The organism is [Clostridium] scindens ATCC 35704 (genome assembly GCF_004295125.1).
Classification (GTDB): domain Bacteria; phylum Bacillota; class Clostridia; order Lachnospirales; family Lachnospiraceae; genus Clostridium_AP; species Clostridium_AP scindens.
The window spans coordinates 2,172,501-2,194,520 of sequence record NZ_CP036170.1 but is presented as its reverse complement, the minus strand read 5'-3'; the positions used below and the strand labels follow the sequence as shown (position 1 = coordinate 2,194,520).

The following is a 22,020-nucleotide window of genomic DNA, read 5'->3' as shown; positions in this document are numbered from 1 at the left end:
TTTCTCACCCACCTACCCTTATTCTTGGATCAACAACTGTATATAAAAAATCCACCAAAAGATTAATCACTAAAACTGTAATGGCCAAATAAAATACAAGCCCCTGCACCAATGGAAAATCCCTGTTCCCCACTCCTGATGTCAACAAATGTCCGATTCCCGGAAGATTAAATACATTTTCCACAATCACACTCCCGCCTAGAACATCCACAATCATCATTCCCAGGATGGTGATTGCCGGAAGTAATGCATTTTTCAACACATGCTTAAACAATACCTGTTTTTGTGTCATCCCTTTACTTCTCGCTGTACGTACATAGTCAAATCCCATTTGGTCTAAAATGGTATTTTTTAAATATCGGATAATTGTTGCTGTTGTTCCAACCGCAATTGAGCATGCAGGAAGAATCAGGGATTTCAGCCATTCTATTGGATTTTCTGAAAATGGTGTGTAATCTCCGGATGGAAGAATATGAAACTGCACTGCAAAAAGCATAATCAATAAAATACCAATCCAGAATGATGGAACCGCAATCCCAAACTGTGTTACCGAAGACAATACCATCGCAGAGTTTTTCCGATGATTTTTTGCCAGAAAAACTGCTGCCGGTACAGAAATCAATATTGTCAACAGAATGGAAAGTACGGCCAATGATGCCGTGACTGGCAGACTGCTTTTCAGTAAGTCTCCCACGGGCACCTGATATCGTATGGAATTTCCAAGATCTCCCCTGACCGCACCAAATACCCAATCAAAATATCGCTCCATTATGGGCTTATCCAAACCCAGCTCCTTTGTCAGAGCTGCTGCCTGCATTGGATCTGCTTCCACACCTAGTATGATATCTACCGGATCTCCCGGAAGAATTTGAAACACACCGAAAGTTAAGATAGATACTAGCACCAGCGTTATCACAAATGTTCCCGCTTTTCTCACTGCATATATCAAAACCCTTCCCTCCTGTCTACTCTGCCATGCGAAGGCTTCCCATATCAAAGAACGTGACCGGATAGATCTGCATTCCCGTGATTGTATTACGAACTGCATAGTTGATGCTTGGATCCTGAATAAATACGCTTGCGGCATCATCTGCTAACTTCTGCTGACATTCTTTGTATATTTCCGCTCTTTTTGTTTCATCTGTTACAGATGCGGCTTCTGCAATTTTAGCATCGTATTCCTCATTAGAGTATTTGAAGTAATTTTTTTCATATGTTGTTGTAAAACGGTTCAGAAAATCCTGTGGATCCAGCTTTCCACTATGTCCAATTACTGTAGATTCATATTGTGCATTATTATAAACGTTTTCCAACCATTGTGCCCATTCTACAAGCTGGATTTCTACTGTAACCCCAATTTTTTCCAACTGACTTTTTAAAATCTGCGCTGTGTCTATGTGTGTCTGATAGTTGGATGGAACTGTAAGCGTCATTGTAAATCCAGTTGGATAACCAGCTTCTGCAAGAAGTTCTTTTGCCTTTCCAATGTTTGTATCATATCCCTTAATATCATCATTATAGTAATTCTTCATACTTGGACTCAGAAAACTTTCCAACTGTGTTCCGTGTCCTTCCATGACTGTCTGGATAATCTCCTCTTTATTCACCGCATAATTAATTGCCTGACGCACTTCTTTTTTATTCAGAGGTTCTACACTGTTATTCAATGCAAAGATCTGCACCATATTTTGAGGTCCTTCTACCGATGTAAAGTCTTTCCCTAAAGAAGAAAAGTTTCTTGCATCTACGGATGCGATATCCAAATCTCCTGATTTTAATGCCATCAAAACCGCATTGCTGTCTGTCATGATTTTAAATTCTACAGTGTCAATTTCCGGCATTCTTGTCTCAATCGTTTTATAGTTCTCGTTCTTTTCCAGAACAAGCTTCTGTCCCTGTACATATTCTTTAAACTTGTATGGACCTGTTCCATTCGGATTTGTGCTGTCCTGTGTATATCCATCCTGCTGGATTGAAATCGTACATTTAGAAAGAAAACCAGCATCTACCTTGTTCAATTTTAACTGCACGCTATAATCATCCGGGGTTTCAACCGCCACCAGTTCACTTGCCAGTGTCTCATTTAAAGGGGATTCTCCATTTAATCCGGCTAATGTTTCATATGTATATTTTACATCTTCTGCGTTAAATTCATCTCCACTATGGAATTGAATCCCTTCTTTTAACTGAAATTCATAAGTCATTCCGTCATCTGTGATTTCATAACTTTCTGCCAGAGCTGGAATAAAACTTCCATTCTTATCAAAAGAGAGCAGTCCTTCATACACATTCATCATCATAGCCGATGTATCTGTTGCAGAAGATTTCATCGGATTTAGATTATCCGGCTCTGAACTGACAGCCATTCTTACAATAGACTCTTCTGTTGTTCCTTTATCCTGATTTCCCGAAGCGCACCCTGCCGCAGTTACCATCATTACTCCTGCCATCGTTGCTGTTAAGATCCTGAAAATTAATTTTGATTTCATTTTTTACTTTTCTCCTTACTCTTCTCTGAAGCATGTTTCTTTATTGTCTAAATATCATACCAGAACTGGCTAATACCAGTTCCCCCTGATATTTATGACCTACTTCTTCCAATAATTGCTGTCGGTTTCCATATGGCGGCAAATGCGTAAGGCAAAGTTTTTTTGCCTTTGCATTTTTCGCGGCCATTCCCGTTTCCTCTGCACACATATGTCCTGGAGTCTTCCCTTTCTGCCAGTTGTACAAAGAACATTCACATAAAAATAGTTCCGTGCCTTCCGCAAACTTCGAAAGGTCTTCATAATATCCTGTATCCCCGGAATATACAAGAGAACTCCCCTTTCTATCCTCTACACGAATAGCATAAGACAGGATATCATGCACATTTTTCTGACTGGCAAATACCAAGTCTCCAATCTGAAAAACATCTTCTTCCAAATAACTGTTTCCTGTACAGTATTCTTCATAAGATAACCGTTCATTTTCTCCCGGTCCCCATACCGCCAAAGGTTTCTTTCGTTTTCCAAACTGCATCAGAATCATAGATGCATATTGTAAACATCCCAGATCCGAACAGTGATCTGGATGATAATGTGTGATTACTACTGCATCCAGTTCTTCCAGTAAAATATAATTCTGTATCTGGGAAATCACTCCGCATCCACAATCTAAAAGTACACGGACATTCTCGGTTTCGATCAAATACCCGGATGTTGCCTGATTTTGGTCCGGATAAGCGCCCTGGCATCCGATTATCGTGATTTTCATCTTCTCATCCTTCCTCTGCTTATTCCCGGAATCTCCTGTAAACATATTCGGTAGCCTCTACATTCTTTCGGATTCTTTCCTCGTCTTTCATGACGATCCTTGCAATCAGTGCCTGTGCAATGGAAACAACTGCAGTATAAGAATCCAAGAAATAGGTAGAGTCCATCGTTGCATATAGGGATATTTCTGCCTTTTGAGCAAAAGGTGACAGATTACAATCTGTAAAAGCCAGAATTCTCACATTTCTATCTGCGGCAAGCTCCACTGCCTTTTGAGTCCTTGGACAATATCTTTGAAATCCAATCACAATCAATACGTCTTCAGATCCCATAAATCCAATCTGTTCATAAACATCGGCCAGGGTCAGATGAACTGTATTGCCCAGAAGATAATTTAATACAAATCCCAAATATGAAGAAGTCCCCAGTCCCTGCTTATCACCGATCACGTAAATTCTTCTTGAATTTCGCAGCATTTCTGCTCCCTGTGAAATCTTATCCTTTAGGTTAAGCTGATAAGTATTTACAAGATTGACCATCTCTGTCTGCAAACATTCATCCAGCCAGTTTTCTGAAATTCCGCGATTCCGAAAACTCATATTGGTGACCGCCCGGTTCATCAGCAGTTCCTCTTTCATCTTTTCTTTCATATCTGTAAAACTGTCATACCCCAGACTTGCCGCCAGACGATGTACTGTTGCCTCACTTACATCAACCTGTTCGCTCAGACTCTTTGCTGACATCAGACATGCCTGTTCCCATTTCTTTTTTAAATAAATCGCAATTTGTTTTTGTGCTTCTGTCAACTTCTCATATACCAGATCAATTCTTTCGCACAAACTCTTTTCCTTAAATTCAACTTCCATGCTGTTAAACTGAAACACCCCCTAAAACTGATTCCAATTCTGCCACACTTGGAATAATCTCAATATTTTTGATTTCTTCCATCCCCAGCGTCCCATAAGGATTCACCAGGATACAATCTATGCCTGCCTTTGCAGAGCCTATGGCGTCGTCATAATAATTATCTCCAATGTACAACGATAATTTCCTGTCTGCTCCAGAAATACTCAGTGCATACTCAAAAATCTTCACATCCGGTTTTTCTATTTCTATTTCTGAAGAAATCACAATTGTATCCAGTAACTGATCCAATCCATTATTTTTTAGCACCTCCCTGCACGTGGAGTCCCAATTACTGATCAACCCCAATTTCATTCCCTGCTCTTTTAGTCTTTCCAACGTTTCCTTTACACCCTGGATGCACTTCCACTGCTGACTCTCATTTGTTTTCTTTTCCATAAGTGCCTCATAAACTTCCGGAATAGATATTCTGATATTCAGTTCATAATTCAACACGCCAAGATACCACGGGAAAAACTTCTCCGGACTTTGTCCCAGAACATGTGGGTACTCTCTCATAAAAATCTTATCTGTTATGTGATATGCTTTCCGAATTTCCTTCTCTTCCTTTACTATCTGAAAATCTTCCAGAACTTTCTGATAGCGAATACTCCTGGATGTTTCAACCAGTGTCATCCCTAAATCAAACCATAAATATTCGTAGGCCATAACCCCCTCCTGTCTTGTTGTGTTTCTTTCATTTCATTTTTTTTGAATGATTTCCTACATTATGTACTTTAAATGATTCTTGTAAAATCTTTCCTATTTCCCTGGTTAAATCTTTGTTAATCCAGATTAATTTTCTGTCAAAATTGGAGGATAACTCCATTGTGTTTGTTTCTTCGGGCAAGGATTACAAATAATAGTAAAATACCCTATTTCTCACATAGTTTTAATCATATACAACCTGCCATCTTTGAAAGTAACATGCCACTTCATAACCTAAGTACATGGCTTCTTTCAACCCTATATATTTTTCCTCATCCTCATTAAACGCAAGAATGTAATGTAACGCTTGCCTGAGATATGGAGGAAGAGAAAAAAGAAGGAACCAAAAAAGAGCGGAAATTCGGGCTTTAAGAGTTTCCGAGACCGCTCTATTAAGGGAATGGGGGGTTATTGCTATATTATATGTGAATTGTCGGATAAATTAGTTTTTCTTTTTCGGCTGCCCATAGCTCTTGAAGCTTTCCAGTACTTCTGCCATTTCTTCTTTTGACAGATATACAGGACCACCGATTGTCTTTGTACGATACTCTAACTCAGCACAGAATTCCATTCCGCATGCCAGAGAGTATGCGCTCTTTAAGTTTCCGCCGCAAGCAAGCATACCGTGGTTAGCAAGCAGTACTGCGTTGCTGTCACCGATTGTCTTAGAAGCAGCTTCTGCAAGTTCGTGTGTTCCATATGTGCAATATGGAGCACATGGTACTTCATCTACACCAGCATCTGCGATTACATAGTGTGCAGCTCTCAGTGGCTGACGAAGTGTTGCAAATACTGTGCAGTACATAGAGTGTGTATGAACAACGGCTCTGCACTCCGGTTTTGTTTTGTACATTGCTGTATGAAGGGCCCATTCACTGGATGGTTTCTTGTCTCCATCTACGATGTTTGCTTCCAGGTCCATGATAACTACATCTTCCGGTTTTACATCGAAATATCCGATTCCTGATGGGCTGATTGCCATCAGACCTTTCTCTGCATTATAAATACTGATGTTTCCGCTTGTTCCAGATGTCAATCTGTCAGCGCTCATCTTTTTACCATATGCTACAATCTGTTCTCTTTCTTCTTGCATTAACATTGTTTTTTCCCTCTTTCTTACTTAATTTCATATTGCTTTTTCATAATCTATGCTAACTCCCCTTTAAGGATTTAACATCTCACGGTTTTTCAACCATTCTTTATAATACTCCTGAATCAGGCTGTCTTCTTTTGGTGTATAAATTGTTGCTGCCTGCTCCGATTCTGTTTCTGAATCAATTCCGTAATATGCATTACAGATTCTCAAACAGCCATTGATGGATGCCTGGCTGAAACCTTCTCTGATGACCAGTTTCTTTCCTGTCAGATCTGCCAGATGCTGGCATAGCATCTTCGACTGAAATCCACCCGCGCATCCTAAAATATAATCTTTTTCATGTCCGGTCATCTCGCACAGGCTTCTGTACTGTACATAGATGGAACATGCAATATCGGCTACCACCGCCCAGATCAGATGGATTGGTTTCATTGTTGTTTCAAATGGTGCTTTCATCACAAATCCACCTTTTTTCAGAGATCGTTTCTCTGAGAAATATAAGGATGAAAAAGATGCCGTACATAAATACTCTGTCTGTTTTGCCATCTCTTCTTCCATTTCCTCATAAGAGGCATCCGGGAATAAAAATGCCTTCATCTTCTGGTAGTTTAATCCTGTAACACCCGGGTTGGTCTCAACCTGATAGGTTTCTCCTCCAAGGTTGGAGTCTGTCCAGCAACGTTCTTGTTTGTCGTAATATTTATAATCGGTAATCGTAGCAACCGGTGAAGTCGTTCCGGATACAACCGCAACATCTCCTACACCCATCCCAACACTCTTTAATGCGATCTGTGTATCAGCTCCGCCGACAATAAATTCTGCATCTTCACTGATTCCTAGCTCATCTGCCATTTCTTTTTTAATCTTGCCAAGGCTATCCCCGGCTTTTGCGATCTCCGGCAGAATATCCATGGAAATTCCATAATCTCCACAAAGTCTTTCTGACCATTCTTTTGACTCAATATCAAAGAACTGTGTCTCACATGCCTGTGACGGCTCGATAACCAGTTTACCGGTAAACATTTCACCGATCCACTCACTCAAACTTGTGATTTTTGCAATGCCTGCGAACTCTTCCGGATACTTTTTCCGGTATCCCATCAGTTTTGCTGCCGGGAAATCTTCGGTTACCCAACGGCCTGTCTTTTCATAGATGAATGTACGGTCTTCGATTTCTGCCATCCATGCACGGCCTCTATTATCAATATTCGGAAGGCCAAGATAAGCTTTTCCTACTTTATTATAAAGGACAATACTTTCTCTGGCTCCGGATGAAGTAATCGCACGCACCGGATGTTCCGGGAATTCCTTAAGCAGCTCTTTACAGCCGCCTAAGAGATTGTTTTCCCATTCTTCCGGGAGAAAATACTGTGCATCTTCATACTGTTTATCTTTATAATATTGATTCTCGTAATTTCGAATTCCCCAGATGGTTCCATCGGCACTGACAAGTCCCACTCTGGAATTTCCGGTTCCCATGTCTACAACCAGATAATTTGTTTCCATCTGCTTTTCTCCTTATTTGTTCTCTTTCATCCATGCATCGATACGGTCTGTCATAATTCTGGACTGATGATCGGTTACTTCATAAGTTGCTCCACAGATATGTGGTGTCAAAAGTACATTGTCCAGTCTTGCGATTTCCAGTGCTTCTTCTGTCGGAGGCTCTACTTCCAATACATCCAGGATTGCTCCACGGATTTTCTTAGTCTTTAATGCTTCCATCAAAGCAGGTTTATCCACAACCGCACTTCTTGCTGTATTTACGAAAATAGCTGTTTCTTTCATTCTTGCAAATAACTCTGCATTGATCATTCCTTTTGTACTGTCAAGTACCGGAAGATGAATGGATACAATATCTGAATTTTCAAAGATTTCTTCCAGTTCACATTTCTTGTAACTGTCTTTTACAAAATCTACAAATGGATCATAGAATGAAATCTCACATCCATATGCTTCCAGAATCTTTGCAGCATGTTTTCCGACTGCGCCAAAACCAACGAATCCGACTTTCTTTCCGCAAAGCTCATTTCCCATCCATGTATAGTAAGGTGTCGTTCCTTCTACCCATTTGCCATCTTTGATCCACTGTACTGCCGGAACCAGATTACGCATATAACTTACAAGAAGTCCTGACAGCATCTCTGCTACAGCCTGCGCATTTCTTGCCGGCGTGCAAAGAACAGGTACATTTGCTTTCTTGCATGCTTCCACATCGATGTTTGCCGGATTTGCACGACAATCTCCGATGAAGATCAGTTTGTCATATCCGTTCAATACTTTTTCTGTTACACGGTCAAGTTCTGTAATGAGAGCATCCGGCTGTTCTTTTTTCAGAACTTCCAGCATCTCATCTTCATAATAACGTTCACCGGTAGTTGTCCATGGAGCATATACGATCTCATCAAAATAAGCTTCCAGTCTCTTTCTTTCACTTTCAATAAAAGGTGCTCTGATTAATAACTTCATTTTTTCATTCTCTCCTTTTTACTTTTGTCCTGTTCGCTGTCGTTTTTATTTCCTACTAAGTCTACTCCCCAAGTGGTTCGAATACAAGTTCCTTGGAAAGATTACTTTTTACAAGACAATCATCGTAGGCTCTCTGCGCTATATCTTTGGATACTTCCTCCGGAACACCTGTAACCTGGATTATCACAATCTACCGAGACTTTTCCGTTGGAAATGACAGAACCATATTTTCTTTCTTTATTCATACATGTAACCATTGCTCATACCTCTTTTATAACATTATTTTAATAGAAATCTTTTACTTCACCCTTGAAGTAATCATTTAACAGATATGGTACGTAAACACCTTTATCTGTTACAACACCACTGATCAAATGTGGCGGTACTATATCAAATGATGGATAGATTCCTTTGACCTCCGGAATTGTATTCGGGATACCTCGGTAAGAAAGTACCTGTGCAGGATTTCTTTCTTCAATAACGATATCTTTTCCATACATCTTATCTTTATCTGGGATTCCTGTTACATAATATTGAATTCCGAAATATTTTGCTAAAATGGAAATCTGGAAGGTTCCGATCTTATTTGCAATATGGCCGTCTCTTGCAATGGTGTCTGCTGCTGAAGTAAAGAGATCGATGCCCTTATGCTGCATAGAATAAGCTACCATATTATCTGTAATAACCGTTGTATCAAATCCCATCTGCGCACAGCATGTAGATGTCAGTCTTGCGCCCTGCAAGTATGGTCTTGTCTCTGCACAGAAAATTTTTACATCATTGTTGTTCTTTCTTGCTGCACGGAGCATCATACCGATGATTGTTTCTCCAAAGCACTGTGTAAGGATGGTTCCGTTCTTTGGGAACAAAGCTGCCAGATTCTCTCCGACTTTTCCCATTGTTGTATATCTTCTGTTCAAAGAATCAACGGTTCTGTTGAAACATGCCTCTACTGCACTCTTTCCTTCCGCCAATGCTTCTTTCGCAACTTTCAGACAACCTTCTGTAATAATTCCCATACGATTTGCTGTCGTCGGTCTTGCATGTGAGATATCATAAGAAGCCTGTGTTAAGAACTTGATCTGTTCTTCTTCTATCTTACCTTCTACCTCATGTGCTGCCAGTGCCATTCCCATGCCGGCTGCGGTATACGGTCCTGCACTCTGTGTAACCATATCTGTGATTGCCTGTGCAACTTCTTTATAGGTTGTGCACTCAACAAATTTAACCTCTGTCGGATAAATTCTACGGTCTAATATTCTTACTTTTCCATTTTCATACCATGCTACATTTTCATACTGAAGCATGAAAGCCAAATCCTGATCACATCTTTTCATCATACATCTTCCTTTTCTAATAGATACCTTCCGGAACGTTTAACCGGTCCGGAAAGTGATTTTATTTACTTATTTTAAATACTCTTTACCAACAGCTTTGATTGCTGCTCCGTCTTTCAGAGTTCTTCTTTCCTTGATCAGTTTGATACCGATCTGGATCAAAGTTCTTTCCATCGGTATACGAAGATCTACATTTGTAACAGAAGTAACTTCTTTTACTTTAGAATCTCCTACAACACGACGGATGATTTCTGTACCGGCATATCCGAAAGAATCTGCCATTACTTTATCTGTATAATATTTTTTGAATCCTTCTGTCTTATACAGTGGGAATTCAACAAGCGCATCCCATTTTGCTGAGAACTTCTCTTTGAATTTATCTGTAACTTCTCCGATTGTGCTCTCAATCCATGTCAGGAATTCTGTATTTTCAGAATCTGTATAATATTTGTTTGCCCAGGCAAAGAACAGATTTCCGATTACGTTACCGATATCGTAACCCATTGGTCCGTAGAATGCGAATTCCGGATCAATGACTTTTGTTCCTTCCTTATTTACGAAAATAGAACCAGAATGTAAGTCTCCGTGGATCAATGCCTGTGCATGATTCATAAAGTCATCGCGAAGCTGTCCTACTTCTGCATGCAGTTCCTGGTCTCCATAGAGCCTTTCTTTTACAAAATCCATGTTCTGATCCAGGATGATGTTACGTCCTTTATAATCATAATATGGCTCTGTAAATACCAGATCTTCTGAAATATCGCAGAGTTCCGGGTTGGTAAATAATTTTACTTTTTCCTTTTTCTCGGCTCTGTCCAGAATCAGATCGGTTGTCGGAAGCAGTGTGTCCGCCATGAAAGTTGCAATATCATCTGCAAGTTTCGGGAAAGCCTTTCCTGCTTCCATCTCTGTACGAAGGTTCTTGTATGCGGAAATATCTTCCATAGATAATGCATACATATTCTCGTCATAAAGATAAATCTCCGGAACATATCCCTCAGATAATTTTCCTTCAATGCCAAGGATCTCTGCTTCAATTTTATTACGATGCATATCAAGCGGTCTTCCTGAAGAGCGAAGAACTGTATCTGCCTGTTTGATGATCAGGGATTTACCTGTCTCCGGATTCCAAACTTTAAATACGTAGTTGATGTTACCATCACCGATCTCGATTGCCTCTAATGTTTCATCATCTTTAAAATATCCAACTTTTTCTTTTGCATATTCTTTTGCTGTATCAACGTTCAGCAAAAAATGCCTTGAATATTTATCCATTTTCAAATTCCTGCTTTCTAACATTTAATTTCTGTCTTTTATTTCCGCTCTTAGTTTGAAGCTTTTGCAGCTTTTTCTTTGAATTTCGGCCGTCCGATTACAATGAAGATTACACCGAAGATGATCATAAGGATGTCATACCATACATATGGCATAATAGCTACCGGAGCAATCTTAGCCATTGCACCAGCCGTCAGAAGCTGTCCTGCATATGGTGTTAAACCATTGAATGCAGATGAGAACAGGTCAAGAATACTAGCTGTTCTTGCCGGAGCGATGTCAAACTCTTCTGAGATATCTTTTGCGATCGGTCCAACTGCGATGATAGAAATTGTGTTGTTTGTTGTTGCTACGTCTACTAAACTTACAAGCGCTGCGATACTAAGTTCTGCACCGACTTTAGATTTCATTCCTTTAGCCAGTTTGTTCAGTAACCAGTCAATCCCACCTAAGTACTGCATGATTGCTACAAGACCACCTACGAAGATAGCGATAACTGCCATGTCCTGCATACTTGTCATACCATCATGTACAACTGTGAATGATTTTACAAACGAGAAGTCTCCGTGGATAACTCCGATGATCATTCCTGAAATAACAGAAATTGTCATGGCCATTACTGCATGCATACCTGCAAGAGATAATGCGATAATTAAAATGTAAGGAACTAAGTTTACAAGGTTGATAGATCCACCTGTAGAAATCTTAGTTGCATCGATTGGATACAGAGCAAGTGCTACTACTGTAATGAGCACTGCTGGTCCAACCATGAAAATGTTTGCTTTGAATTTTTCTTTGTTTCCGATTCCCTGTGTTGTTGTTGCTGCGATTGTTGTATCAGAAATGAATGAAAGGTTATCACCGAACATTGCTCCACCTACTACAACACCACTTACAAATGCTACGCTTACGCCTGTTTTAGATGCGATGTCAATTGCGATTGGCATCAGGGCTGCTACAGTACCCATTGATGTTCCCATTGAGAAACTTAAAACACAACCGATTAAGAATAATCCCGGAAGGATCATGTTTGCCGGCAGGATTGAAATACCGATGTTTGTTACTGTATCTGTTGCGTGCATTCCGCTTGCTACTCCGTAGAATGCTCCGGCCAGCATGTAGATGATTACCATCAGGATCAATGTGTCATCTCCACCACCTTTACAGAACATAACAACTTTTTCTGTGAATGTCTTTTTCTCAGCTACCGGGCTCTTCATAAATAATGAAATAGCGGATGCCAAGAAAATACCGATCATTAATGGGAAGTTAGAGAAATCTCCAGTTCCAATACCCATTGCAAAATAAACTACCAGGAAAATTACCAGAGGTAATAACCCCATAAAGCTTCCTTTCTTGTTGTTAGCGTTTTCCATTTTACTCTTCCTTTCTTACATACCTTTTTAACGTTACATTTTTATTTTTCTTTTTAATGAAACTTTGAATCATCTTGTGGTCTGTGGTCAATGTTCCTTGTTTCATTATAATAACGTCCGCTTGTAATTAATATTGTGTCTTGTTGCTTAGTTCCTGCATTCAACATAAAATGTCATTTTTCCTAAATTCCCCTCAAAATCACATTTTATTAAGTTTACCCTCCTTCAGTTATTTTGCTATAGCAACAAATTACAACATTTATACACATTTGTCAACAATATTTTTGTTTATTTTTTTTACTTTCTTTGGCTTTTTCTTGACTTTTACCGTCATTTTCACAACATTTGACTGTTTTTTATTTTTTAGTGTTGAAAAATGAGGGATTTTTTGGTATTATATAACTGCGTTCAATATAGTTATGCATTTTTTCTATAAATGTGTTGAAAGGATTTATGAGTTATGTTAAAGATTGACAGACAAAAACATTTGGAAGAAGAGCTTCATACGTATGGAAGCATCTTAATTTCCACAATGAGTCAAAAGCTTAATTGCAGTGAAGAAACCATTCGAAGAGATTTAAAAGAGATGGAATCACAGAACAAATTAAAAAGAATCCACGGCGGAGCATTCCTTCCGGATGCGGATGACAAAGGTGCACCTGTACAGTTACGTGAGACTTTTTTCTCACAAGAAAAAGAGAGACTGGCCGCCTGCGCAATCAATCGCTTCATCAAAGAAGGCGATACTATTTTCCTTGATTGCAGCACGACTTGCCTAACACTGGCCAAAGAACTTGTGCAAAGGAATCAGAAGATGATCATTATCACCAACTCTCTTCGTATTATTAATTTATTTAGCAATCAGTCTTCTAACCTGAAGCTTATTTCACTTGGCGGCACATTCCGTCAACGTTCCAATTCATTTACAGGATATCAGACCACCGATGCGATATCCTATTACATTGCAGATAAGTGCTTCATCAGCAACTCAGCCATCGACTTAACTCACGGTCTGCTCGACAACAATATGAGCGAAAGCCAGGTAAGAAAGGCTTTCATCTCTCAATCACGTAAACATTATCTGGTCGCTGACCATACAAAGTTTTCAGATACTGCGGAATATAAGATTACAGATTTGAAGGATATTGATATGATCATCACAGATAAACGTCTGCCCGATGTATGGGAAGATAAATTGCAGCAGTGCAACATTCCCATTTGTTATTGCTAAATACTATTAATCAGGTATAAAACCCTTAGGAGGCAATACAAATGTTAAACTTTCACTATAGAAACCCGGCTCGCATCTTCTTCGGTGACGGAGCTGAAAATAATATGTATGATCTTTTAAAAGAATACAAAGTAACTTCTCTGATGTTCGTATACAGTGGAGATTTCATTAAAACACTTGGTATCTGGGATGTTATCAAAGATGCTTGTGACCGTCTTGGAATTGATTTCCAGGAATGTGGAGAAGTTGTTCCAAACCCGAAGATCGAACTGATCCGTGATCTTGTAAAAGTATGTAAAGAACATAAAACAGACTTCGTACTCGCTGCCGGCGGCGGAAGTTCTGTAGACACAGCAAAATCTATCGCACTTGGTATTCCTTATGATGGAGATGTATGGGATTTCTTTGATGGATCCGCCACTCCTGAAACAGCAGTTCCGATTGGAGCAATCACAACACTTCCGGCAAGTGGTTCTGAGACATCTAATGCAGCGATCGTTTCCAACGGACTGATGAAATTAGGATTCGAAGATGACATGATCATCCCGAAATTTGCAATCATGAACCCGAAATATACCATGGGGCTTCCGGCATATCAGACATCCTGCGGATGCGCTGATATCCTTTCCCACCTGTTAGAGAGATATTTCTCTGACGTTGCTCACACAGATACAACTGATTATATGATCGAAGGTGCCATTCAGGCAGCAATCATCAATGCAAAACGTCTGATGAAAGACCCGGCAAACTACGATGCACGTGCTGAGATTCAGTGGCTTGCATCCGTTGCACACAACGGAATCCTTGATACCGGACGTGCCGCTGACTGGGGTTCACACAGAATCGAGCATGAAATCAGCGCTCAGTATGGCATCACTCACGGCGAAGGAATGGCAGTTGTTCTTGTAGCATGGTGCAAATACATGGCAGAAGTAAAACCTTACAAACTTGCTCAACTTGCAAAACGTGTCTTCGATATAGATCCATACAACTACACAGAAAAAGAAATGGCTTACATCTTAGCCGACAAATTAAAAGAATTCTTCCAGTCACTGAATCTGAAGACTTCTCTCACAGAAATGGGAATCGACGATACACACTTCAAAGAAATGGCAGACAGAGCTACACATAATGACACCGCTCCGGTAGGACATTATGTACCACTGCATGTAAAAGAATTTATAGAAATTTTGAAGCTTGCAGTTTAATTAAAAGGGGGGCTGTCGGGAACTGAACTGCTCCCGTCAAGTAGACAAATGAAAAAATATAAGATTTTTTCTGCCAGTAGATTATCTGCTGGCAGTTTTTCATGCGGCTTGCAAGTAGATTTCATGTTTTTCCATTGGAGTTAAAACTCCAAGATTTCTTTGCAAGCGTTTGTTGTTATAGTAATCTATATAATCTTCAATCATTTTTACAAGTGTTTCTTTATCAGTAAAACGTTTACCATAATATCTTTCTCGTTTGAGAATGCCCCAAAATCCTTCCATAGGACCGTTATCGATGCATTTACCTACACGAGACATACTTTGTGTCATGCCTGCTTTTTCTAGTTTATTATGAAATGATCGGTTTGTATATTGATATCCCCTATCACTATGGCAAAGTGGATGTGCATTCGGATTTTTCATATAGATCTAATATAGCGCTCAAGTATATTTTGTGTACTACGGGTCCGACATAATATTTAAATTCCGTGACGTCAGTAAGCCATTTCTCATTTGGCATATCACTGTGAACTCTCTATTTAGGATGTTTTCGGCAATATACTGTGGATTAGCAGCTTGTCCTGTACAACCATTATTTGAGTATTTTATAGTTGATTTGATATCTTTTTTACGACATATCCGCAGCACTCGTTTATCATTTACGTCTATAAAATATTCCTGCACCGCTTGGAGTTTCAGTTCTTTTGAATATCGTTTATAATGTTTCATTAGGAATGCATCTTCCCCCATAGATTCATAATTACGAATCCATTGTTGGACAGTAGCAAGACTCACCTCTAACCGTTCTGCCAATTGATGCTGGGAAACATTTCCCTCAAAATATAGCATAACCGCAGATATTTTATCTTTAGCAGATATCGTCTTCTTTGACATAAAGTATGCTCCCTCCTAAGTGACAAGTTTTTATTATTTCACTTGTCTACCTAGAAGGGAGCATATCACAAACCGACAGCCCCTTATTTTTTTATATTAACTTCTTACTTGGCTAGTTGGGTGTTCATCATTCTTATATTCATCTTCTTAAATACCTGAATCAGTACTTTGCCTAATGCCAGTACCAGCACTGCCGCCGCGATTGCCTCCGGTATTCCTGATGCAGTCACCGTTCCCATAATCAGGCCCCATACCGCGGTTACGCCAACTTCCCTGGCCTGCGCGTACTCCTGGGCGAATAGCAGGTAAATGCTTCCCATAACCGCCACCGTATTCACCATTGACCCGATGAATCCTACGATTGGAAGCGCTATCAACTGGCCTACCTTCAGCTTGCTCAGTAAAATCCATAGCCATCCTGCCGCTACTCCAATCAAGATCCTGCATCCTACTGAAATCCAGATTGCCTTTAGTGCTCCCGGTATCCCTGTAGTACTCATGAATGGAGAGAATGCAAAGGATAAAAGCGTTGGCGCCATCGTATTGCTGATCAATGAGCATACGCCAAATACGGCGCCCAGGATTGCTCCGGCTGATGGGCCTAACAGAATCGCTCCGATAATTACCGGAATGTGTACAGTTGTCGCCTTAATAATCGGCAGTTGAATCATCCCCAGCGGCGTGTTCGCCAGCACGATGACAATCGCTGCCATAAGTGCAACACTGACCATCCAACGTGTGTCGTGTTTCTTTGTCTTCATTATTCAATTCCTCCTTGTTATCATTCCTGCTGTGCAGGATACAATACAATTACGTTGTAATTATAACACCCGGGTCAATATTAAGCAACTCTTTTCCACATATAGCTGACGTACATATTTATTCACCCGTCCTTTTCACACAGGACTTCTTGCAACACGTCCCAAAACAGGTTATAGTTATAGTAATATGAAAATCATACAGAAAGGAAACATACTATGTTAAAAGGAAAAACGATCCTCCTGGGCGTTACCGGAGGAATTGCCGCATATAAAAGCGCCAGCCTGGCCAGCATGCTGGTCAAATCAGGGGCCGAGGTCCATGTGCTTATGACCGAGCATGCCACAAACTTTATTACGCCGATTACTTTTGAGACGCTCACTGGCAACCGTTGCGTGATCGACACATTTGACAGGAATTTCGAATTCCATGTCGAACATGTTGCTCTTGCCCAGAAGGCGGACGTTGCCGTAATCGCCCCGGCAACTGCCAATGTGATTGCCAAGATTGCCCATGGCATGGCTGATGACATGCTGACGACTACCTTCCTGGCCTGCAGATGTCCTAAGATCATCGTGCCGGCGATGAATACGGCAATGTATGAGAATGCGGTGACCCAGAACAACCTGGAAGCGTTGAGAAAGTACGGTATGGAAATCATAGATCCTGCCAGCGGAAGGCTGGCATGCGGGGATACCGGAGCCGGGAAGATGCCGGAGCCTGAATTCATCCTCCAGCACATTTACAGATGCTGTGCCTGCCCCAAAGATATGTTGGGCTTAAAGGTTCTCGTTACCGCAGGACCTACCCGGGAAGCCATTGATCCGGTCAGGTACATTACCAACCACTCTTCGGGAAAGATGGGATACAGCATTGCGAGGGACTGTATGCTAAGGGGGGCGCAGGTTACGCTGGTAACCGGAAAAACCGCTATAGAGCCGCCGATGTTCGTCGATGTGATTCCTGTCACTTCTGCCAGAGACATGTTTGATGCCGTCACTTCCAGAAGCCGGGATATGGACATCATCATCAAGGCTGCTGCCGTTGCCGATTACCGTCCATCCCAGGTTGCAGATGAAAAGGTCAAGAAATCGGATGCTGAACTTAGCATCCCTCTGGAGCGCACGGACGATATTCTGAAATTTCTGGGTGATAACAAAAAGCCCGGCCAGTTCCTTTGTGGATTCTCTATGGAAACCGAAAATATGCTGGAGAATTCCAAGAAGAAACTGGTGAAGAAGAATCTGGATATGATCATTGCCAATAATCTGAAGGTGAAGGGGGCTGGATTTGAGACCGACACCAATATTGTCACCATGATCACTCCGGATTGCGTAACCGAACTGGAACTGATGAGCAAGGATGATATTGCTACGCTGCTTATCAATCATATCTTAGCACTTAGGCAGGAATCTTAAGGCAACGAATAAGAAGCGCGCGGCAATCTTGCCGCGTGCTCCTTATTCTGTTTTATTCTTGCTGGCAGCGCCTACTCATAGCACTGCCTCTGCGTCTGCATCTCATATACTTTTTCAGTCGGCGTATCAAATTCTATCATACAACTGTTATAGTATTTCTCCGGATCAGCATCTTTCCAGATATACATCTGGAAATTCTCATCGGAATAATCACTGATAAGCCTGAGTCGTTCTTAAAGAACACGAACTCATACTCGCCCGCGTTCGCCATATAATCCTCAAGTCGCTTCCGATATGCGTTTTCAAACTGCTTCTTGCCGCAATTTATCATTACTCTTTTCAGCCAGTGTTTCAGATGTTCTTCCCCTTTGATCCTGCCAGATCAATTAGCCGTGCATCTTTCTTGTGATTCTCTTCCCTCATGTATAATACCTTTCATTCCCTCAGATAGTTACAAATATTATACCATATATTACTATATTTCTTAAATATTGAACTTGCTATAGATGGCTCCTATATCTCTCTTCTCTCTTTTTATATATCAATTGGACAAAAACTTCCATCTTTCATTATACTGTTATATAGAAAAGACAGGAGGATATTTATATTATGAAAGATGTCAGAGCAATATTAGAAGATTCCAATTACGGTATGAAGGCCTTAGGCGACTCTAATCCAGAAGCATTCGGCTCCTTATCAGGCTTCATCGGAGCCGCGCTTTCCGAAGGGAGCATTTCCTCAAAGAACAAAGAATTAATCTGTATCGCTATATCCGTATATTCCAGATGCGAGTATTGCATTGTAGGACATGCGTACAATGCTTTAAAAGCAGGGTGCACGAGACAGGAAATCCTTGAAGCGGCAACGGTTGCCACGGCTTTTGGAGGTGGTCCGACAATGGCATATTCCTCAGCCCTCCTTGTGGCTGCATTGGATGAATTTGAAAAAGATTTTAAATAGCAAAAAAGTCCAGGAAATTAACTCCTGGACTTTTCATATATACCTTCAAAACCGCATACGGGAAATACTTCCATCCGAAACTCCAACTCCGAGTCTTTTTCTGCCTTCCAGCCTCTCTGGTCATGCCCTCGACCGATTAGTAATAGTCAGCTCCATGCATTGCTGCAATTCCACCTCTATCCTATCTACCTCGTCGTCTTCAAGGGGTCTTACTGGCTTAACGCCAGGGATATCTCATCTCGAGGGGGGCTTCACGCTTAGATGCCTTCAGCGTTTATCCCGTCCCGGCTTGGCTACTCTGCCATGCGCCTGGAGGCGCAACAGATCCACCAGCGGCCAGTCCATCCCGGTCCTCTCGTACTAAGGACAGCTCCTCTCAAATATCCTACGCCCGCGCCGGATAGGGACCGAACTGTCTCACGACGTTCTGAACCCAGCTCGCGTACCGCTTTAATGGGCGAACAGCCCAACCCTTGGGACCTACTTCAGCCCCAGGATGCGATGAGCCGACATCGAGGTGCCAAACCACTCCGTCGATGTGAACTCTTGGGAGTGATAAGCCTGTTATCCCCAGGGTAGCTTTTATCCGTTGAGCGATGGCAATCCCACTTTATACCACCGGATCACTAAGTCCTACTTTCGTACCTGCTCCACCCGTCGGTGTCGCAGTCAAGCCCTCTTCTGCCTTTGCGCTCTGCGAATGGTTTCCGACCATTCTGAGAGGACCTTTGAGCGCCTCCGATACCCTTTCGGAGGCGACCGCCCCAGTCAAACTCCCCGCCTGACATTGTCCCCCAGCCGGTTCACGGCTGCTGGTTAGAAACCCAGCACTGCAAGGGTGGTATCCCAACAGCGGCTCCGCGGCGACTGGCGTCCCCGCTTCCTAGCCTCCCACCTATCCTGTACATGCAATACCGGATCCCAGTATCAAGCTGGAGTAAAGCTCCATGGGGTCTTTCCGTCCTGGCGCGGGTAACCAGCATCTTCACTGGTACTTCAATTTCACCGGGTGCATTGTCGAGACAGTGCCCAAATCATTACGCCTTTCGTGCGGGTCGGAACTTACCCGACAAGGAATTTCGCTACCTTAGGACCGTTATAGTTACGGCCGCCGTTTACTGGGGCTTAAGTTCAAGGCTTCGATCGCTCTAACCTCTCCCCTTAACCTTCCAGCACCGGGCAGGCGTCAGCCCATATACCTCGCCTTGCGGCTTCGCATAGACCTGTGTTTTTGCTAAACAGTTGCTTGGGCCAATTCTCTGCGGCCATATCTCTATGGCACTCCTTCTCCCGAAGTTACGGAGTCATTTTGCCGAGTTCCTTGACAATGCTTCTCCCGTCGGCCTTAGGATTCTCTCCTCATCTACCTGTGTCGGTTTGCGGTACGGGCGCGATATGAGCGATAGCGGCTTTTCTTGACGCATGGCTCGCATACTTCCCTACTTGCAGTTCGGTACGCGTCACGGCTTCGGGTTACGCTGCACGGATTTGCCTATGCAGCCCCTGCCCCGCTTGCGCCGGTCTTTCCATTCCCGGCTTATGCTTTCCACGCGTGTCCCCACAGTTCTGTCATATCGCGGTACAGGAATCTCAACCTGTTGTCCATCGGCTACGGCTCCCGCCCTCGCCTTAGGCCCCGACTTACCCAGAGCAGATCAGCTTTACTCTGGAAACCTTGGATATTCGGCCGGAAGGATTCCCACCTTCCTCTCGCTACTCATTCCGGCATTCTCTCTTCGATGCGGTCCACGGCTCCTTCCGGTGCCGCTTCCTCCCGCATCCAATGCTCCTCTACCGATGTACTTGGTACATCCCCGGGCTTCGGCAGTGTGTTTCAGCCCCGGACATTTTCGGCGCGGGACCTCTCGACTAGTGAGCTATTACGCACTCTTTGAATGCATGGCTGCTTCTGAGCCAACATCCTAGTTGTCTTCGAAATCCCACATCCTTTTCCACTTAACACACATTTTGGGGCCTTAGCCGCAGGTCTGGGCTCTTTCCCTTTCGACTGCCCAACTTATCTCGTGCAGTCTGACTCCCATACATCATCTACGCGGCATTCGGAGTTTGATATTCTTCGGTAAGCTTTGACGCCCCCTAGGAAATTCAGTGCTCTACCTCCGCAAGACTCGTATGAGGCTAGCCCTAAAGCTATTTCGAGGAGAACCAGCTATCTCCGGGTTCGATTGGAATTTCTCCCCTATCCACACCTCATCCCCACCCTTTTCAACGGATGTGGGTTCGGTCCTCCATTGCCTTTTACGGCAACTTCAACCTGGACATGGATAGATCACCCGGTTTCGGGTCTACTCCGGCTGACTCCTTCGCCCTATTCAGACTTGGTTTCCCTTCGGCTCCGGGCCTTTAGCCCTTAACCTTGCCAGCCGGCGTAACTCGCCGGACCGTTCTACAAAAAGTACGCGGTTGGGCACGTAAGGCCCTTCCACAGCTTGTAAACATATGGTTTCAGGTTCTCTTTCACTCCCCTCCCGGGGTTCTTTTCACCGTTCCTTCACAGTACTATGCGCTATCGGTCACTAAGGAGTATTTAGCCTTGCGGGGTGGTCCCCGCCTCTTCCCACAAGGTTTCTCGTGTCTCGTGGTACTCTGGATACCGCCGTGTCTGTCAGGCTTTCGCTTACGGGGCTTTCACCCTCTCTGGCCGGCTTTCCCAAAGCCGTTCTGCTAGCCTTCCCGAATCACTTCCGCGGTCCGAACCCCGGGGCGCACGCGCCCCGGTTTGGGCTCCTCCGTGTTCGCTCGCCGCTACTTACGGAATCACTTGTTGTTTTCTCTTCCTCCGGCTACTTAGATGTTTCAGTTCGCCGGGTTCCCCTCCCTGCGTTATGGATTGGCGCAGGGATGCATGAGGGCTCCTCATGCGGGTTTCCCCATTCAGACACCTCCGGATCAAAGGGTATTTGCCCCTCCCCGAAGCTTTTCGCAGCTTATCGCGTCTTTCATCGGCTCTTAGTGCCAAGGCATCCACCATATGCTCTTTCTAGCATGACCAAGCGGACTTAAGCGCACGGGCGGCGCTTCGATCCTACGTCGGCATAGCGTTGCCGGCGTTGGCCAGTTGGCATTTTTTCTATTCGTTGCCTCGAATCTGGTTTGTTCTGAATAATCGCT

The 22,020-nt window shown here is 42.7% G+C and carries 18 protein-coding genes and 1 rRNA gene; 4 read left to right on the top strand and 15 right to left on the bottom strand.

Annotated elements, in window-relative coordinates; all coding sequences use genetic code 11:
• Positions 1-4 precede the first annotated feature (4 nt).
• The 11 genes from HDCHBGLK_RS11280 to HDCHBGLK_RS11230 form a co-directional block, all read right to left on the bottom strand.
• Positions 5-949 (bottom strand): ABC transporter permease, encoded by a 945-nt coding sequence (locus HDCHBGLK_RS11280; protein WP_039909710.1) that lies wholly within the window; start codon positions 947-949, stop codon positions 5-7.
• A gap of 16 nt (positions 950-965) precedes the next feature.
• A complete protein-coding gene (locus HDCHBGLK_RS11275) occupies positions 966-2,489 on the bottom strand; it encodes an ABC transporter substrate-binding protein (RefSeq protein ID WP_004607077.1) in 1,524 nt (507 codons plus the stop codon).
• A gap of 40 nt (positions 2,490-2,529) precedes the next feature.
• Positions 2,530-3,255, bottom strand: coding sequence for an MBL fold metallo-hydrolase (locus HDCHBGLK_RS11270; protein ID WP_233440662.1), 726 nt, complete (start codon positions 3,253-3,255; stop codon positions 2,530-2,532).
• 19 nt (positions 3,256-3,274) lie between these two features.
• Positions 3,275-4,093 (bottom strand): MurR/RpiR family transcriptional regulator, encoded by an 819-nt coding sequence (locus HDCHBGLK_RS11265; RefSeq protein ID WP_130574661.1) that lies wholly within the window; start codon positions 4,091-4,093, stop codon positions 3,275-3,277.
• Positions 4,094-4,124: 31 nt separating this feature from the next.
• Positions 4,125-4,826 (bottom strand): HAD family hydrolase, encoded by a 702-nt coding sequence (locus HDCHBGLK_RS11260; protein ID WP_004607080.1) that lies wholly within the window; start codon positions 4,824-4,826, stop codon positions 4,125-4,127.
• Positions 4,827-5,307: 481 nt separating this feature from the next.
• Positions 5,308-5,964 (bottom strand): L-fuculose-phosphate aldolase, encoded by a 657-nt coding sequence (locus tag HDCHBGLK_RS11255; RefSeq protein ID WP_004607082.1) that lies wholly within the window; start codon positions 5,962-5,964, stop codon positions 5,308-5,310.
• A 63-nt stretch (positions 5,965-6,027) separates the two neighbouring features.
• A complete protein-coding gene (locus tag HDCHBGLK_RS11250; RefSeq protein WP_004607083.1) occupies positions 6,028-7,467 on the bottom strand; it encodes an FGGY-family carbohydrate kinase in 1,440 nt (479 codons plus the stop codon).
• Positions 7,468-7,479: 12 nt separating this feature from the next.
• Positions 7,480-8,430, bottom strand: coding sequence for a 2-hydroxyacid dehydrogenase (locus HDCHBGLK_RS11245; RefSeq protein ID WP_004607084.1), 951 nt, complete (start codon positions 8,428-8,430; stop codon positions 7,480-7,482).
• A 284-nt stretch (positions 8,431-8,714) separates the two neighbouring features.
• On the bottom strand, positions 8,715-9,770 hold the full coding sequence (locus HDCHBGLK_RS11240) for an S-methyl-5-thioribose-1-phosphate isomerase (protein WP_004607086.1): 1,056 nt from the start codon (positions 9,768-9,770) through the stop codon (positions 8,715-8,717).
• A gap of 66 nt (positions 9,771-9,836) precedes the next feature.
• Complete coding sequence (gene mtnK, locus HDCHBGLK_RS11235) at positions 9,837-11,042, bottom strand: S-methyl-5-thioribose kinase (protein WP_009248145.1); 1,206 nt, start codon at positions 11,040-11,042, stop codon at positions 9,837-9,839.
• Between the two features lie 50 nt (positions 11,043-11,092).
• The gene (locus HDCHBGLK_RS11230) at positions 11,093-12,418 is read right to left on the bottom strand and encodes a Na+/H+ antiporter NhaC family protein (protein WP_004607088.1); all 1,326 of its coding nucleotides are present in this window, start codon (positions 12,416-12,418) and stop codon (positions 11,093-11,095) included.
• A 460-nt stretch (positions 12,419-12,878) separates the two neighbouring features.
• On the opposite strand from HDCHBGLK_RS11230, the gene HDCHBGLK_RS11225 reads away from it, so the two are divergent.
• Positions 12,879-13,649: a DeoR/GlpR family DNA-binding transcription regulator gene (locus HDCHBGLK_RS11225; protein WP_004607089.1), complete on the top strand. Its 771-nt coding sequence runs from the start codon at positions 12,879-12,881 to the stop codon at positions 13,647-13,649.
• A gap of 41 nt (positions 13,650-13,690) precedes the next feature.
• Positions 13,691-14,857 carry an iron-containing alcohol dehydrogenase gene (locus tag HDCHBGLK_RS11220; RefSeq protein ID WP_004607090.1) on the top strand — a complete coding sequence of 389 codons (1,167 nt, stop codon included), beginning with the start codon at positions 13,691-13,693 and terminating at the stop codon, positions 14,855-14,857.
• A gap of 99 nt (positions 14,858-14,956) precedes the next feature.
• Here the strand turns inward: HDCHBGLK_RS11220 and HDCHBGLK_RS11215 are convergent, their stop codons facing one another.
• From HDCHBGLK_RS11215 to HDCHBGLK_RS11200, 3 genes are all read right to left on the bottom strand, one after another.
• Positions 14,957-15,187 (bottom strand): IS3 family transposase, encoded by a 231-nt coding sequence (locus tag HDCHBGLK_RS11215; protein WP_233440661.1) that lies wholly within the window; start codon positions 15,185-15,187, stop codon positions 14,957-14,959.
• A 129-nt stretch (positions 15,188-15,316) separates the two neighbouring features.
• Positions 15,317-15,751, bottom strand: a complete 435-nt coding sequence (locus HDCHBGLK_RS19145; RefSeq protein WP_202030741.1) for a transposase — start codon at positions 15,749-15,751, stop codon at positions 15,317-15,319.
• Between the two features lie 104 nt (positions 15,752-15,855).
• Positions 15,856-16,512, bottom strand: a complete 657-nt coding sequence (locus tag HDCHBGLK_RS11200; RefSeq protein ID WP_004608034.1) for an ECF transporter S component — start codon at positions 16,510-16,512, stop codon at positions 15,856-15,858.
• 216 nt (positions 16,513-16,728) lie between these two features.
• Between HDCHBGLK_RS11200 and coaBC the strand changes: the two genes are divergently transcribed.
• Entirely contained in the window at positions 16,729-17,928 is a 1,200-nt protein-coding gene (coaBC, locus tag HDCHBGLK_RS11195) for a bifunctional phosphopantothenoylcysteine decarboxylase/phosphopantothenate--cysteine ligase CoaBC (RefSeq protein ID WP_004608033.1), read from the top strand.
• A 609-nt stretch (positions 17,929-18,537) separates the two neighbouring features.
• Positions 18,538-18,888 (top strand): carboxymuconolactone decarboxylase family protein, encoded by a 351-nt coding sequence (locus HDCHBGLK_RS11190; protein WP_004608030.1) that lies wholly within the window; start codon positions 18,538-18,540, stop codon positions 18,886-18,888.
• A gap of 116 nt (positions 18,889-19,004) precedes the next feature.
• On the opposite strand, the gene HDCHBGLK_RS11185 is transcribed toward HDCHBGLK_RS11190, so the two are convergent.
• A 23S ribosomal RNA gene (locus HDCHBGLK_RS11185) occupies positions 19,005-21,900 on the bottom strand.
• Positions 21,901-22,020: the final 120 nt, after the last annotated feature.

Excerpts from the sequence above, each read along its gene's own strand:
- HDCHBGLK_RS11215 (WP_233440661.1), bottom strand. The coding sequence starts at position 15,187 with ATGACACAAAGTATGTCTCGTGTAGGTAAATGCATCGATAACGGTCCT.
- HDCHBGLK_RS11250 (WP_004607083.1), bottom strand. The coding sequence starts at position 7,467 with ATGGAAACAAATTATCTGGTTGTAGACATGGGAACCGGAAATTCCAGA.
- HDCHBGLK_RS11260 (WP_004607080.1), bottom strand. The coding sequence starts at position 4,826 with ATGGCCTACGAATATTTATGGTTTGATTTAGGGATGACACTGGTTGAA.
- HDCHBGLK_RS11270 (WP_233440662.1), bottom strand. The coding sequence starts at position 3,255 with ATGAAAATCACGATAATCGGATGCCAGGGCGCTTATCCGGACCAAAAT.
- coaBC (WP_004608033.1), top strand. The coding sequence starts at position 16,729 with ATGTTAAAAGGAAAAACGATCCTCCTGGGCGTTACCGGAGGAATTGCC.
- HDCHBGLK_RS11225 (WP_004607089.1), top strand. The coding sequence starts at position 12,879 with ATGTTAAAGATTGACAGACAAAAACATTTGGAAGAAGAGCTTCATACG.
- HDCHBGLK_RS11275 (WP_004607077.1), bottom strand. The coding sequence starts at position 2,489 with ATGAAATCAAAATTAATTTTCAGGATCTTAACAGCAACGATGGCAGGA.
- HDCHBGLK_RS11245 (WP_004607084.1), bottom strand. The coding sequence starts at position 8,430 with ATGAAGTTATTAATCAGAGCACCTTTTATTGAAAGTGAAAGAAAGAGA.
- HDCHBGLK_RS19145 (WP_202030741.1), bottom strand. The coding sequence starts at position 15,751 with ATGTCAAAGAAGACGATATCTGCTAAAGATAAAATATCTGCGGTTATG.
- HDCHBGLK_RS11220 (WP_004607090.1), top strand. The coding sequence starts at position 13,691 with ATGTTAAACTTTCACTATAGAAACCCGGCTCGCATCTTCTTCGGTGAC.
- HDCHBGLK_RS11240 (WP_004607086.1), bottom strand. The coding sequence starts at position 9,770 with ATGATGAAAAGATGTGATCAGGATTTGGCTTTCATGCTTCAGTATGAA.
- mtnK (WP_009248145.1), bottom strand. The coding sequence starts at position 11,042 with ATGGATAAATATTCAAGGCATTTTTTGCTGAACGTTGATACAGCAAAA.
- HDCHBGLK_RS11190 (WP_004608030.1), top strand. The coding sequence starts at position 18,538 with ATGAAAGATGTCAGAGCAATATTAGAAGATTCCAATTACGGTATGAAG.
- HDCHBGLK_RS11255 (WP_004607082.1), bottom strand. The coding sequence starts at position 5,964 with ATGTTAATGCAAGAAGAAAGAGAACAGATTGTAGCATATGGTAAAAAG.
- HDCHBGLK_RS11200 (WP_004608034.1), bottom strand. The coding sequence starts at position 16,512 with ATGAAGACAAAGAAACACGACACACGTTGGATGGTCAGTGTTGCACTT.
- HDCHBGLK_RS11230 (WP_004607088.1), bottom strand. The coding sequence starts at position 12,418 with ATGGAAAACGCTAACAACAAGAAAGGAAGCTTTATGGGGTTATTACCT.